The organism is Streptosporangium sp. NPDC006930, from assembly GCF_040635605.1.
Taxonomy (GTDB): domain Bacteria; phylum Actinomycetota; class Actinomycetes; order Streptosporangiales; family Streptosporangiaceae; genus Streptosporangium.
Map to the genome: position 1 here is coordinate 26,953 of NZ_JBEYID010000029.1, position 12,843 is coordinate 39,795.

Here is a 12,843-nt window from a genome sequence, read left to right on the forward strand (position 1 = left end):
CGGGCCGCGCCTTTCACGTGCGCGCCGTCGCGACGTGTGATGAAGTCTTCGCGATCTGTGACGACCTGGTCGCCGAACAGGCCTGCGCCCTGGCAGCAGGCCGCGAAGGAGAGGCACATGCGAAGGACACTCGTCGCCGCCGTGGTGGCGCTGAGCACGGTGGCGGGCCCTGCGACAGGAGGTGCGACAGGAGCTGCGACAGGCCCTGCCGCAGGCCGTGCGCCAGACACTGTGACGGGCGCTGTGACCGGCGCTGTGACCGGCGCTGCGTCGGGGACGGCCAGGCGCGGCCTCGACGTCATCGGGCTGACCGCCGACCGGCGTCTGGTGGGGTTCGAGATCCGCTCCCCCGGCCGTACCCGCGACCTTGGCAGGGTCCGCGGGCTCGTCGGCGACACCGCCCTGGTCGGCGTCGACTACCGGGTGCGCGACGGCAGGCTGTACGGCGTGGGTGACCAGGGCGGCGTCTACACGCTCAGCGGGCGGGCCAGGGCGGTCAAGGTCTCGCAGCTGAGCGTGCCGCTGAGCGGCGCCGACTTCGGCGTCGACTTCGACCCCGCCACCGACCGGCTGCGGGTGATCAGCGATACCGGGCAGAATCTGCGCCACAACCTCGACGATCCGCGGGGCGTTCCGGCGGCGGGGCAGACCGTGGCCGACGATCCGCTGACCCGCCCGCGGCCCGGGCCCGGGGCCGGCGCGCTCACCGCCTCGCAGGCCGGTTCCCCCAGCGGCCCGTCCCTGCCGCCGGCCGTCGCCGCAGTGGCCGCGACCGGCGTCTCGGGCGCCGGATACACCAACAACGACCTCAGCCCGGCCACCGCCGCGACGCTCTTCGTCGTGGACACCACGGCCGCCCGGGTGTTGCTGCAGTCCCCCGCCAACACGGGCGTGCTGGTGGCCATCGGCAACCTGCGGGTGGCCGCGACCGGCGCGGCGGGCTTGGACGTCCACAGCTCCCTGCGCAACGGCGTCACCGTCTCCAACAGCGCCTTCGCCGCGCTGAGGGTCGGCGGGCGCTACGGGTTCTACGGCATCAACCTGCTCACCGGCGCCGTCAACTACAACTACGGCCTCTTTCCCGCCGACCGGCAGGTGTTCGACATCGCCATCCGGCCCGACCGTGGCTGACAGACGCGCTGAGAGGCGCTGAGAGGCGCTCGTCCGACGGCCCGCTCGGGCCCGGCGAGCGCTACGGTCTGGGTTGCGGGGAACGTCCGAGCACACCGATCCGCAGGTCCGCGAGCTCATTCGCCGCGGTCGGAGCGCGCTGGGCGGGGAAGGGTTCGCCACGGCGTACGCGAAAGGCGGGGGGCCGGACGCGAAGACGGCCGTGACCGCGGCCGGCCCGGCCTCGGGGGTGTCCGGCACTGCGCGCGGGCAGTTCGATCACCGGAGCCGTCCGCGCCGCTGTGACCATTGGATATCTCGCTCAGCGCCCCCTTCTGCCGCCCTCGGTTGCCGCCCGTTGTACGGTCATCTGTGACTTCATATCCCCTTTCCTCCCGTCGGCGAGGCTGATGCCCTCCCTCGACGTCGTCCAGTGGGTGGTCCTGCTGGCCGCCCTGTTCCTGGTGGGCTTCTCCAAGACCGGTGTCTCCGGTACCGGGATGGTGGCGATCGCCCTGTTCGCGCTCGTGCTGCCGACCAAGCAGTCCACGGGCACACTGTTGCCGCTTCTGCTCGTCGGAGACCTGGTCGCGGTGGCCTCCTACCGGCGTCACGCCGACTGGCCGAGGCTGATCAGGCTGTTCCCATGGGTCGCCCTGGGCGTGGTCGCCGGGGCGGTGGTGGTGCACTGGGTCGACGACACGCAGATGAGACGGCTCATCGGGGCGATCCTGCTGGTGATCATCGCGGTGCACCTGTGGAACCGGCGCCGGGCGCCGCAGGACTCACTCGCCCACCGCCGCCCGGTGGCCGCCCTGACGGGCGTCTTCGCGGGTTTCGCCACCATGACGGCGAACGCGGCCGGCCCCATCATGGCCGTCTACCTTCTGGCGGCGGGCCTGCCGATGCTGGGCTTCTTGGGCACCAGCGCCTGGTTCTTCCTGACGATCAACGCCTTCAAGATGCCCTTCAGCGTCGCGCTGGGCCTCATCACCCCCTCCGGCCTCGTCTTCGCCGCGCTGGGCACCCCGGCGGTCCTGGCCGGGGCCGCGGCCGGGCGCGCGGTCATCAGCCGCATCGACCGCACCCTCTTCGAGTGGATCACGCTGGGGCTCACGCTGCTGGCCGCGGTACGCCTACTGCTGTGAGACGGTGTCGGCTTCGAGCCGGGCGAGGAAGTGGCCGAAGCCGCCCGGCGCCCGCGGGTCGCGGCGCGCCGAGGTCACCACACTCACCCCGGTGGTGCGCAGGACCCGCCGACCGGCCGCCTCCAGGGCACCGACCAGGGCCTGGTCCTCACCGGTCGCCACCGGGCCGAACCCGCCGACGGCCAGGTAGGCGGCGGCGGTGACGCCGAGGTTGGCGCCGTGCACGTGCGGATGCCACCGCGCGCCGTCGCCCCTCTTCGCGCCGGCGGCGTTCTTGCCGCTCGTCGGTGTCGTGCTCTCGCGCGTCAGGCTCGTCTGCGTCGCGGCGTACCTTTGGGCGTAGGCGAGGTGGAAGGGCGGCGGGTAGCCGGACCAGTCGGTGACCGTCACGGTGCCGACGACGGCCTCCCAGCCCTGGGCGGCGTGCCTGAGCTGGCGGCTGAGCCAGCAGGGCGGGACCAGGGTGTCGGCGTCGGTGGTGGCGACCCAGACGGTGGCCGGATCCAGGGCGCGGTGCACGTCACCGGGCCTGGCCCAGTGCCAGGCCCAGATCGGGTGGAAGTAGGGGCGCAGCCCCGCCGCGGCCGCGGCCCTGCCGGCTGCCTCGTGGTCGGAGTGCGCGTCCGCCTCCCACGGGGCCAGGCACACCTGGAAGCCGGCCGAGGCCTCCTTCAGCGCCTGGGTGAGTTCGGCCTCGCGGGCCGCGAGGCCGGTGTCCGGCATGCCCAGCCGCACGCCCGAGGCCGCCAGCAGTGACAGCAGCCCGCCCAGGCCCAGCACCTCGTCGTCGGGGTGGGCGGCGACCACCACCGCGCTGCGCCAGTTGTCGTAGGCGATCGCCGGGAGCGCGCCGAGTCCCGGCCAGGCGCGCCACTCGGACTCGGAGGTGCCCGGGGCGTCGATGGGATCGGGGGAAAGATCGCCCCGAACATCCCGCTCGGCGCCGTCGGTTCGTTCGGCGCTCACCATCCGGCTCCCTGCTCGGCGACGATCGCTCCCAGCGCGGCGAGGTCGCGTTCGGCGTGATGCTGGCGCAGGTAGACCGTGAGGTCGGCGACCCGGCGCCCGTGCGCGGCGTCGTGGCCGAGCGGCCCGGCGCCCAGCGCTCTGCCCACCCGTCCCATGACGTCGGTGGCCACGGCCTCCACCAGCGTCTTGAGGCGCAGGGAGCGCGTCCTGCCCGCGTTCTTGAGGTCGCGGGGGTCGGCGTCGATCTCGTCGGCCGCCTCCTCCAGGGCGGCCTTCGCGGTCCGCAGCGCCACGTCGACCGCGCCCAGGTGGGCCAGGGCGTGCGGGCCGACCTCCCGCTCGGCCGCGGCGGCCAGCAACGTCTCGGCCACGCCTTTGGCCCCTCCGTATCAGCACGCGGCGACGCCCGCGCCTCCCTGGTGGAAACCGGGCCTTCTCACATACCCCTCCACCGGCACCGGGCAGCGGAAGCTCCAGCCGTCCCGACTCCACCTCGGCGACGAATCCTCTTTCCACCTCGGCGCGCCAGGCAGCGCCATCCTGCCGTTCCCCGTCCATGAACCCGGCCCTACCTTGCCGGAAGCGTTCATATCATTCCTGGTGAAAGGGCCTGTTCTGCCTCGGCGTGATCGACGTCGTCCACGAAACCGGATCACCGCATCGGGGCGGTGGTCGCTGAGCGCCCAGCGGTCGGGCGACGAGGAGCCCTTCATCACCGGTGGCCGGCGTGGGCCCGCGCGACGGCCGCCGTTCGCCGAAAATCATGACTCGGGATCGTGTGCGAGCACCGACCGGCCGCCGTCGACGGGCACGGTCGCGCCGGTGATGAAGCCGGCGTCGGCCGAGAGCAGGTAGACGATCGCGGCCGCGACCTCCGCGGAGCGCGCCACCCTGCCCAGCGGGTGCAACAGCGCCATCTCCCGCTGGATGCGGGCGGCCGCCGCGGATCCCCGGGAGGCGAGGAAGCGCGCGTAGCGTTCGGTGTCCACCGAACCCGGCGCCACGACGTTGACGCGGATGCCGAGCGGCCCGTACTCGACCGCGAGCGCACGGGTCATCCCCTCGACGGCCGCCTTGGCCGTCACGTACGGCAGGCAGCCGGGGACCGCCCGGCGCGCCTGGTGTGAGGAGAGGTTGACGATCGCCCCCGGCGTGCGGGCCGCGAGAAAGCGGCGGATCGCGGTGGCGCAGCCGACGACGGCGGTGTCGAGGTTGGCCGCGATGAGCTCCAGCACCTGTGCGGTCGTGGCCGAGTGCAGGGAGGCGTCCCCGAACACGGCGGCGTTGTTGACCCAACCGGCGAGGGTGCCCGCGGCCTGCGCGGCGTCGGCGGCTCGCCGCGCCACGGTCTCGTCGGCCGCGTCACCGACCACACCCACCAGGCGTGCGCCGGCGAAATGGCCCTCCAGCCAGGTCAGGGCCGCCGGATCGCGCTCGACGGCGACCACGGTGGCGCCCTCGCCGAGCAGGCGCTCGACGACGGCCCTGCCGATGCCGCGGCCCCCTCCCGTCACCACGTACGAACGGCTCATGCCCTCTCCTTTGTCGTCGATGCGCTTGCTCGCCAAGACCCTCAACATCACGCGGACCTGTCCTGCGCCGCCCGGGCACCGGCCGCGCATCCGTTTCCTCACATGAGACGGGGTCGTCGGCGAAAATGTCAAATGCTTCTATCGAAGCACTTCGACGCCTTCGGATGCTTGATACGATTCCTGCCGACGGTGAGAGCGCGTCTTACGGAAGGAGCGACTCGTGGCGGCCAGAACGACCATCTACGACGTCGCCACCGCGGCGGGCGTCAGCATCTCCACCGTCTCACTCGCCCTCAACTCCCCGGCGCGGGTCAGCCAGGAGACCAGGCGCAAGGTCCTCCAGGCCGCGGACGCGCTCGGCTTCGTGCCCAAGCAGGACGCGATCGCCAAGGCGCGGCGCGGCGTGGGGCGCATCGGCGTCATCGCGCCGTTCACCTCCTATCCGTCGGTCGCCCGGCGCCTGAACGGCATCCTGCGGGCCGTGGGCCACCGGCCCCTGGAAACCGTCCTGTTCGACCAGGAGTCGGCCGCGCAGAGCTCCTCCCCCCTGCTCGCCAGCCTGCCCATCACCGGACGTCTGGACGGGCTCATCGTCGTCAGTCTCACCCTGGACGAAGCGGTGGCCGACCGCCTGAGCGGTATGCGGCTGCCGACGGTGCTGATAGACGTCCGCCACCCCCGCTTCGACTCCGTGCACACCGACGACAGCACCGGCGGCCGGCTGGTGGCCGAACACCTGATCAGCCGTGGTCACCGACGGTTCGGCTTCCTCGGCGAGACGCAGAGATCCAGCCTGTACCTCTCGCCGTCACAGCAGCGCCTTGCCGGCTACCGCTCGGCCCTGGCCGAAGCGGGCCACCTTCTCCTCGACGGCGACGTGCGGCTGGCCGGACACGGCGTCGCACCGGCCCGTGCCGCCGCCAAGGAGCTGTTGTCGGCGCCGGATCGCCCTTCGGCCGTCTTCGCCGCCGACGACACCCTCGCGGCGGGAACGCTGAGGGCCGCCCGCGACCTCGGTCTCACCGTCCCCGAGGACCTGGCGGTGGTCGGCTTCGACGACAGCGACCTGGCCGAGGCCCTGGAACTCACCACCGTGCGTCAGCCCTTGGAGGAGTCCGGCCGTGCCGCGATGGAACTTCTCATCCAACGCCTCGACCAGCCCGGCGCCGCCCGCGAGATGGCGCTGCGGCTGCAGCTGATCCTCCGTGACACGAGCTGACCCCCCCAAGCCGCCCTCAGGCGTCGAGGGCCTGCAGATAGGCGTCCAGGCCGGCGGCGCCCTTGAGCATGGCGCGGCCCCGGGCCGACAGGCGGGCGCGCCAGTCGCGCAGAGTCGACTCCAGCGGGGCGACGCCTCCGGCGGAGCGGACCTGGGCGATCAGCGGGGCGATCTGCTCCAGCAGGTAGCCGCCCCGCCGCAGCTGGTGGACCAGCCGGACGTCGCGCACGTCGGCCGGGCTGTAGACCCGGTAGCCCGTCCGCGCGTCACGGCGCGGCTTGACCAGGCCGGCGTTCTCCCATTTGCGCAAGGTGGCGGGGCGGATGCCGAGCCTCCTGGCCAGGGGGCCGATGAAGGTGTCGCCGTGCTCCGGCGGCACAGGCGCCAGGTCACCCAGGGCCGCCTCGACGGCCTGCAGGGTGCGGCGGTCCTCCAGGAGCTGGCCGTGGCTGTCGTCGATGACCCGCAGCGCCTCCTCGGTGGCACCCCGGTTGACCGCCCGCATGATCGACGTGGCCCGCTGGTGGCCGTGCCCGCGCACCAGGGCGAGGAACGCGCGCAGGGCTTGGGCGTGCAACGGCGTGTAGGTGCGATAGCCGTGGACGCTGCGTCCGGCGGCGGGCAGGATGCCGGCCTCCTCGTAGTTTCTGATCGCCTGGGTGGACAGACCGTGCTCTCGCGCCAGGTCCACCGGCCTCATGAATACACCATCGTTTGAAGGTCCATCGCGACAACAGCGGGTAATTCCCGCAAAAGTTTACACCGAGTGTTCAACGATACCGTTTAAGGTATGGATATCAAGGACACGGCCCGGCCGCTCGACGGCGCGGGCGTCTCGGCGTTCCTGCGCTCGCTCGCCGCCCAGCCCCTGCTGCTCGGCCTGGGCGAGGCCAGGCACTTCGTGGGGGAGCTGGGCGAGCTGCGCAACGAGATCTTCCGGCATCTGGCCGAGCACGAGGGATATCGGTCGTTCGCCATCGAGAGCGACTGCCTTAAGGGCCTTGTGGTGGACGACTACGTCACCACGGGCGCGGGCATGCTCGACGACGTCATGGAACGCGGCTTCAGCCACAACTTCGGCGCCTTCGCGGCCAACCGCGAACTCGTGCGCTGGATGCGCGCCCACAACGAGCAGCACGAGGAAAAGCTTCGGTTCTTCGGCTTCGACGGCCCGCTGGAGTACTGGGCCGAGAGCCCGCGCCAGGCGCTCAGCGCCCTGTACGCCCTCCTGGAGGGCCCGCTCCCCTGCAGCGTGGAAACCCTGGAGGCGCTGCTGGGCCCGGACGAGCGGTGGACGAACGAGGCCACGGTGATGGACCCGTCCCAGTCGATCGGCCAGTCCGCCGACGCCCGGCGGCTGCGGCTGCTCGCCGACGACCTGGTGGCGCTGCTCGACATCCAGGCACCCGGGCTGAGCCGGCACGACAGGGAACGGGCGGCGCTGTACGGGCGCACCGCCGTCGGCCTGCTGCGCTACCACCACTGGATGGCCGACACCTCCCCGGCCCGGATAGCCAGGCTGTCGGGTCTGCGGGATGCGATGATGGCCGCCAACCTGCGCGCCGTCGCCGAGAGTGGCCCGGCCCTGGTCTTCGCCCACAACCTTCACCTGCAGCGCGACAAGAGCCTCATGTCGCTCGGCGACCAGCAGCTGGAGTGGTGGAGCGCGGGGGCGATCACCGAGGCGCACCTGGGCGACCGGTACGCCTTCCTGGCCTCGGCCTTCGGCGCGTTCGGCGACGACACCCCGCCCCCGGACACCGTCGAGGGCATCTTGTCCGAGCTCCCGTGGGACCACTCTCTCATCGACGCCCGCAGCCTGGCCGAGACCCTCACGAAGCCCGTCCCGCGCGTCTCCCCCGATTTCGCCTATTTCCCGCTGGACCCTGCCCGGCTCGGCAGAATCGACGGCGTCGTCTTCCTCAAACAGACCGTCACGCCGGACGACAGGGAATGGAAGCGCTGACCCGGCGGCGCCTGATACGGCCTGTCAGTAAGGATCTTGTTATCTGGTACACGCGACAGTTCTGATCGATCAGAACCCAAACTCTGTCCGGTTCCCTGCCGTGATCGTCGCAGGTCAAAGTCCTGATGACAGCGTGTACGCCAATGCGGCCACAGACCCCGCCTCGCTGCCCCAGCCGAAACCGAGCTCTGGCCGCTCGACGCACAAACCCTGCGGGACCTGGGACGACGGCGTCGGAATGTACTTCATTGCAGCACTCTTACCGACAGACCGAGTATGGCCGACGCTTGCCACCGGTCAAGTCCGCGCCCTGGCTGACGCTCGGTCGGCGGACTGGACAGTCGGCCGAGCGCCGGCCGGACAGGCCCTCGGGGGACGAGCCGGGGACCGGGGGACGGACGTGGGGCGTCCCGCGATCGCCGGCAACATCACGTCCCGGGCCAGGTCCGGCGCCAGGGATCGACGGTCATGGCCTTCACCCGATCCGCTGCAGGGCACGCTCACGGCGTACCGCCACCGTCGAGCCGGATTCCCCGCGTGCCATCCGCCGCAGCACGACCGGCGCCATGAACAGGCCGAGCAGCGCCCAGGCGCCCAGCACTCCGGCGGTCTCCAGGTGTCGCCAGGACGCGCCGATCTCGACGGCGACTGCCGCGTCCGGCAGCAGGGCTGAGCGCATGCCGAGCCCCATCCAGTAGATGGGGAAGATCTGAGCGATCCACTGCAGCCACTCGGGCAGTGCGGTGATCGGGTAGAAGATGCCGGAGATGCCGATCACGGCGAGGAATGGCAGCTGGACCAGCCCTTGGGCGCGGGCGGTGGTGAACATCGAGCCCAGGACCGCGCCGATGGGCAGGGTCGCGAGCAGGCCGAGCGCCAGTACCCAGGCCAGACCGGGCCAGGATTCCGGGCCGATCCGCAGGCCCTCGACGAGGAGCACGGCGGGCACGAGGAAGATCACCAGGTCGGCGAGCAGGCCGCCGGACACCGAGATCACCTTGCCGATCAGGTAGGCGGGCATCCCGTGCGGGGTCGCCTTGGCACGCAGCAGCGTGCCGTCCTCGCGGTCGGCGGTGAGCTGCTGGCTCATGCCGATCATGCCGGTCGCGGCGTTCATGCCGAGGATGCCGGGTAAGGCCACGGCGCCGAGCAGGAGAGCGCCGACCGGCAGGTCCCGGATGAAGAACAGCGTGGCCACCATCAGGGCGGGCCACAGGAAGTGGGAGAACAGCTCGGCGCCGTTGGTGAACGACTGCCGCAGCTCGATCAGGCCCCGGGACCAGCCCGCGCGCAGTACGGTCGCGTTCATCGGGCCACCTCCTCGGCCTCGCGCACCAGTGCCAGGTACGTCTGCTCCAGCGAGGCCCGGTGAACCTCCAGCTCCTGGACGTCGTCGCTGTAGCGGGCGAACAGCTCGCGGGCGAACGCGGTCGAGTCGGGCGGCCGCTCGACGTACCGCCGCCCATCGCGCACCCAGCGCACCTCGTCCTCGCCGGCGATCCGCCGTGCCAGCTCGGCGGCGGTGCCGTCGGCGACGATCCGGCCGCCGTTCAGTACGAGGATGCGGTCGGCCAGCTTCTCGGCCTCGTCCAGGTCGTGGGTGGTGAGCAGGACGGTGGTCTCGCGGGCATCGGCCAGGTCGCGCACGAGAGCATGGAAGTCGGACCTGGCCTGCGGGTCGAAGCCGGTGGTCGGCTCGTCGAGGAACAGCACCTCGGGGCGCCCCACGAGGCCGATCGCCACGTCGAGCCTGCGCCGCTGGCCGCCCGACGGTGTCTTGAGCTTCTTGCCGGCGTGCTCGGTCAGGCCGACTTTCTCGATCAGCTCGTCGGGGTCCCAGGGCCGCGAGATCCCGGGGACGGCGTAGGGGGCGTAGTAGGTGCCGAGGTGGGCGAGGAACTCGCGTACCCGCCATTTGCCGTGGTCGCGCCAGGACTGCAGCACGATCCCGAGCCTGGCCCGCCACTGCTCGTCGCCGTGCGCGGGATCGGCGCCGAGCACCGAGACCCGGCCCTGCGACCGGACGCGGAAGCCCTCCAGTATCTCGATCGTGGTGGTCTTGCCCGCGCCGTTCGGCCCCAGCAAGGCCAGAACCTCGCCGTGGCGGGCCTGGAACGTGACGTCGTGCAGGACGTCGAGCGAACCGTAGCGCATGCGCAGCCCGTCGACGTTGAGCACGATGTCGTTGCTCTTCGTCATGAGATGACCTCTCTTCGTGATCGGATGCCCTCGTGTCGGAGCACATGCCGGCGCAAGCCCGGCACGAGGGCATGGCGCATCGCGGCCCGAACCGGGCCGGAGCGTGGGGACAGGGGTGCTGGTTACCAGTTTTCGCGCGCGAGCGTCTCCTGGAGGAGATCCATCAGGCCGGCCCGGTCGAGGCCGGCCAGGGCGAGCGCGCGCGGCACGGTACCGACGTCGGCGCTCAGGACGCCGAGCAGCAGATGGGCAGGACGCAGGTCCTTCTTGCCCTTGGCGGCGGCGAAGCCGCGTTCGAGCGCGAGCCGGGCGGAGGCGCCGGGCTTCGGATGATCCTTGGGGTCGCAGAAGGGTTTCGGAAGGTCGTAGGAGGCGAGGGACACCCCGACCGCGTTGAGGCTGTGCTCGAACTCCCGGTCCAGCGCGTCCCTGATGGCCTGCCGCCCGAGCCCCGCCGCCGTCAGCACGCGGTGCGCGGCGGTGCCCTCGACGGCGGCGATGGCCAGCAGGAGGTGGTGGGCCTCGGTGGTGGCGGAGTTTTCCTCCCGCGCCTCGGCCGCTCCCCGCACGATGATGTCATTGATGTAGTGGTCGATCGTGCTCACTGTCGTCTCCTCAGCGTCACGCCGGCGGCGATGAGCCGCTTGGCGTGCTTCTTGTGGACCGCCTGGCGGGTGACGCCGAGCGCCTCGGCGACCTCCGGCCAGCCCCACCCGGCGCGCATGGCCTGCTCCACGGCGGCGTCCTCGAGCTGGTCGGCCAGGCGCCGCAGCGCTGCGACCGCCGCGAGCGCGTCGGCGGGATCCTGGGGTACGGGTACGTCTTCTGCCGGCATGCAAGCAACCTTAGTTGACTATTCTGAGGATAGTCAACTAAGGTTGCTTGCATGCCGCTGCCCGTACGAGGGTGAAGTCGAGATCCGGCGGGTAGTGCTCGAGCCCAGCCGAGTACGCCGTGCCGAGTCCGGAACACGAGGACTACCTGCGGACGCAGATCGCGCACCGATTAGGTTTCCGCGCCGTGCCCGTCTGTACGTGTGAGATCGACTCACGAGAGGCTGGCACGATGCGGAAACTGATCTTCGGCATGAACCTGAACCTGATGGAGAGGCGGACGTTTCCCGGCGGCGTGGTGCTGACCCGATACGAGACGAGGCGATGAGCGCGGGCCAGATGCTCGGCTCGTGAGGCCAGGTCGAAATCCTTCCTGGCGTGCTCACCGTGACCCTCGGCCACGAGGGAACCTTCCCCGGGCCCTTCCCTTGCTTTGCGAGTGAGCTGTTGACCGACTTGCTGGAGATGAGGACGACGGCGTCGTTGATCGTGACGATGTTCTTTCGGGAATGAAGATGCCCCGCCGACAACGCCGGCGGGGCGGTGGTGTTCGCGTTGTCGCGTTGGTGTTCAGCTGGTCGGGGTGCTCATTTCGCGGTGACTTCGGTGACGGCGGCCCGTGCGCTGGACTCGTCGACGATGGGGACTCGTCTGATTACAGTGTCGGGGGCAGGCCCAGCCATGGTTTGTCGGTGGCGTCGAATCCGGTGAGCTCGGCGATCTTCCCGTCGACGATGTGCAGGACCGCGATGGTGAACAGCCGGTACTCCGGGTCGTCGGGGGTGCGGAGGTACAGCGCGGCGGCAGGCATGCGGTTGACCGTCGTGGTGATACAGCGCCAGTCGTCGTAGCCGCGCTGGAAGAGCCCATTGGAGACCCAGCCGTCCACCGCGTCCTTGGCCGTCATGATCAAGATGCCCGGCTCGGGCGGCATCGCGAAGCGCAGGTCGTAGCGCAGCAGGGACACCAGCCCGTCGAGGTCGTTGCGCTCATGGGCGTCGATATACGACTTCACCACGCCGCGCTCGTCATTCGACAGCTCTTGGGTGGGGCTCCGCCAGTCGAGGCGGCGGTCGGGCAGCTGCTCGCGCATCGTCACACGGGCCCGCTGCAGTGCGCTGGTCACCGATGCGACGGTCAGCTCGAGGGTGTCGGCGGCTTTCGACGCCGGCCAGCCGAGGACGTCGCGCAGGATGAACACCGCCCGCTGCCGCGGCGGCAGGTGCTGGACGGCGACGATGAACGCCAGCTCGATCGTCTCCCGCGCCACTACCGATTCCTGCGGGTCCTCCGGAAGCATCCGGTCCGGGTAGGGCTGCAGGTAGCGCACTTCCGAGTCCGCGCCCGGCAGCTCGGCAGGCACGGGTGTGCGGTCGTTGCGCTTGTCCAGGAAGTCGAGGCAGGCGTTCGTCGCGATCCGGTACAGCCAGGTCCGCAGGGCCGCGTGGCCCTTGAACGACTCCCGCTTGTTCCACGCTCGCAGGAACGTCTCCTGCGTCATGTCCTGGGCATCCTCGTAGTTCGCGAGCATCCGGTAGCAGTGCACCTGCAGCTCACGCCGGTGGCGCTCGGTCAGGAGCGCGAACCGCGCGGTATCCTCCGCGCGGACCGCCGCGATGAACGTGGCCTCGTCGGCGCCCAGCCGTCTGGCGTCGGTCATGGTCATCAATCCTTCCACCGGTGCGAGGGCTTACAGAACTGACGACGTGGCGGAGGATTTCTGATCGGTGAAGCCGCTGACATCGGGCCGTTCGCCAGGCGGATGGGTCGGGGTCGATCCAGGAAACGTGCTCCGGGTCGAGTACACCCTCGATGTCGAGGTGGGGCCAGCACGGCTAAGCGTTGTTTTTCGGCGCCCGCTATTTAG

13 protein-coding genes are annotated in these 12,843 nt (G+C 70.9%); 4 read left to right on the forward strand and 9 right to left on the reverse strand.

Annotated elements, in window-relative coordinates; all coding sequences use genetic code 11:
- The first annotated feature begins 243 nt into the window (after positions 1-243).
- Both ABZ664_RS35010 and ABZ664_RS35015 read left to right on the forward strand, forming a co-directional pair.
- Entirely contained in the window at positions 244-1,131 is an 888-nt protein-coding gene (locus ABZ664_RS35010; RefSeq protein WP_362520096.1) for a DUF4394 domain-containing protein, read from the forward strand.
- A 389-nt stretch (positions 1,132-1,520) separates the two neighbouring features.
- Positions 1,521-2,258 (forward strand): sulfite exporter TauE/SafE family protein, encoded by a 738-nt coding sequence (locus ABZ664_RS35015; RefSeq protein WP_362520099.1) that lies wholly within the window; start codon positions 1,521-1,523, stop codon positions 2,256-2,258.
- Here ABZ664_RS35015 and ABZ664_RS35020 read toward each other — a convergent pair.
- From ABZ664_RS35020 to ABZ664_RS35030, 3 genes are all read right to left on the reverse strand, one after another.
- Positions 2,247-3,224, reverse strand: a complete 978-nt coding sequence (locus ABZ664_RS35020; protein WP_362520102.1) for a hypothetical protein — start codon at positions 3,222-3,224, stop codon at positions 2,247-2,249. The two genes, ABZ664_RS35015 and ABZ664_RS35020, sit on opposite strands and share 12 nt — an antisense overlap.
- On the reverse strand, positions 3,221-3,598 hold the full coding sequence (locus tag ABZ664_RS35025) for a hypothetical protein (protein WP_362520105.1): 378 nt from the start codon (positions 3,596-3,598) through the stop codon (positions 3,221-3,223). The genes ABZ664_RS35020 and ABZ664_RS35025 overlap by 4 nt, the downstream gene beginning before the upstream one ends.
- Positions 3,599-3,988: 390 nt before the next feature.
- A complete protein-coding gene (locus tag ABZ664_RS35030; protein WP_362520108.1) occupies positions 3,989-4,759 on the reverse strand; it encodes an SDR family oxidoreductase in 771 nt (256 codons plus the stop codon).
- A gap of 220 nt (positions 4,760-4,979) precedes the next feature.
- Here ABZ664_RS35030 and ABZ664_RS35035 point away from each other — a divergent pair, with 220 nt between their 5' ends.
- A complete protein-coding gene (locus tag ABZ664_RS35035; RefSeq protein ID WP_362520111.1) occupies positions 4,980-5,978 on the forward strand; it encodes a LacI family DNA-binding transcriptional regulator in 999 nt (332 codons plus the stop codon).
- A 16-nt stretch (positions 5,979-5,994) separates the two neighbouring features.
- On the opposite strand, the gene ABZ664_RS35040 is transcribed toward ABZ664_RS35035, so the two are convergent.
- Entirely contained in the window at positions 5,995-6,678 is a 684-nt protein-coding gene (locus tag ABZ664_RS35040; protein ID WP_362520114.1) for a TioE family transcriptional regulator, read from the reverse strand.
- Between the two features lie 90 nt (positions 6,679-6,768).
- On the opposite strand from ABZ664_RS35040, the gene ABZ664_RS35045 reads away from it, so the two are divergent.
- Entirely contained in the window at positions 6,769-7,944 is a 1,176-nt protein-coding gene (locus tag ABZ664_RS35045; RefSeq protein ID WP_362520117.1) for an erythromycin esterase family protein, read from the forward strand.
- A gap of 475 nt (positions 7,945-8,419) precedes the next feature.
- Here ABZ664_RS35045 and ABZ664_RS35050 read toward each other — a convergent pair whose 3' ends face one another.
- From ABZ664_RS35050 to ABZ664_RS35070, 5 genes are all read right to left on the reverse strand, one after another.
- The gene (locus ABZ664_RS35050; RefSeq protein WP_362520119.1) at positions 8,420-9,253 is read right to left on the reverse strand and encodes an ABC transporter permease; all 834 of its coding nucleotides are present in this window, start codon (positions 9,251-9,253) and stop codon (positions 8,420-8,422) included.
- Complete coding sequence (locus ABZ664_RS35055) at positions 9,250-10,143, reverse strand: ABC transporter ATP-binding protein (RefSeq protein ID WP_362520122.1); 894 nt, start codon at positions 10,141-10,143, stop codon at positions 9,250-9,252. The genes ABZ664_RS35050 and ABZ664_RS35055 overlap by 4 nt, the downstream gene beginning before the upstream one ends.
- A gap of 122 nt (positions 10,144-10,265) precedes the next feature.
- Complete coding sequence (locus tag ABZ664_RS35060; RefSeq protein WP_362520124.1) at positions 10,266-10,748, reverse strand: Clp protease N-terminal domain-containing protein; 483 nt, start codon at positions 10,746-10,748, stop codon at positions 10,266-10,268.
- On the reverse strand, positions 10,745-10,978 hold the full coding sequence (locus tag ABZ664_RS35065) for a hypothetical protein (RefSeq protein WP_362520126.1): 234 nt from the start codon (positions 10,976-10,978) through the stop codon (positions 10,745-10,747). Before ABZ664_RS35065 ends, ABZ664_RS35060 begins: the two co-directional genes overlap by 4 nt.
- A 653-nt stretch (positions 10,979-11,631) precedes the next feature.
- Positions 11,632-12,636 (reverse strand): RNA polymerase subunit sigma-70, encoded by a 1,005-nt coding sequence (locus ABZ664_RS35070; protein ID WP_362520128.1) that lies wholly within the window; start codon positions 12,634-12,636, stop codon positions 11,632-11,634.
- Positions 12,637-12,843 lie beyond the last annotated feature (207 nt).

Coding starts and splice junctions, on each gene's coding strand:
- ABZ664_RS35015 (WP_362520099.1), top strand. CDS start 1,521: ATGCCCTCCCTCGACGTCGTCCAGTGGGTGGTCCTGCTGGCCGCCCTG.
- ABZ664_RS35030 (WP_362520108.1), bottom strand. CDS start 4,759: ATGAGCCGTTCGTACGTGGTGACGGGAGGGGGCCGCGGCATCGGCAGG.
- ABZ664_RS35040 (WP_362520114.1), bottom strand. CDS start 6,678: ATGAGGCCGGTGGACCTGGCGCGAGAGCACGGTCTGTCCACCCAGGCG.
- ABZ664_RS35045 (WP_362520117.1), top strand. CDS start 6,769: ATGGATATCAAGGACACGGCCCGGCCGCTCGACGGCGCGGGCGTCTCG.
- ABZ664_RS35050 (WP_362520119.1), bottom strand. CDS start 9,253: ATGAACGCGACCGTACTGCGCGCGGGCTGGTCCCGGGGCCTGATCGAG.
- ABZ664_RS35055 (WP_362520122.1), bottom strand. CDS start 10,143: ATGACGAAGAGCAACGACATCGTGCTCAACGTCGACGGGCTGCGCATG.
- ABZ664_RS35065 (WP_362520126.1), bottom strand. CDS start 10,978: ATGCCGGCAGAAGACGTACCCGTACCCCAGGATCCCGCCGACGCGCTC.
- ABZ664_RS35070 (WP_362520128.1), bottom strand. CDS start 12,636: ATGACCGACGCCAGACGGCTGGGCGCCGACGAGGCCACGTTCATCGCG.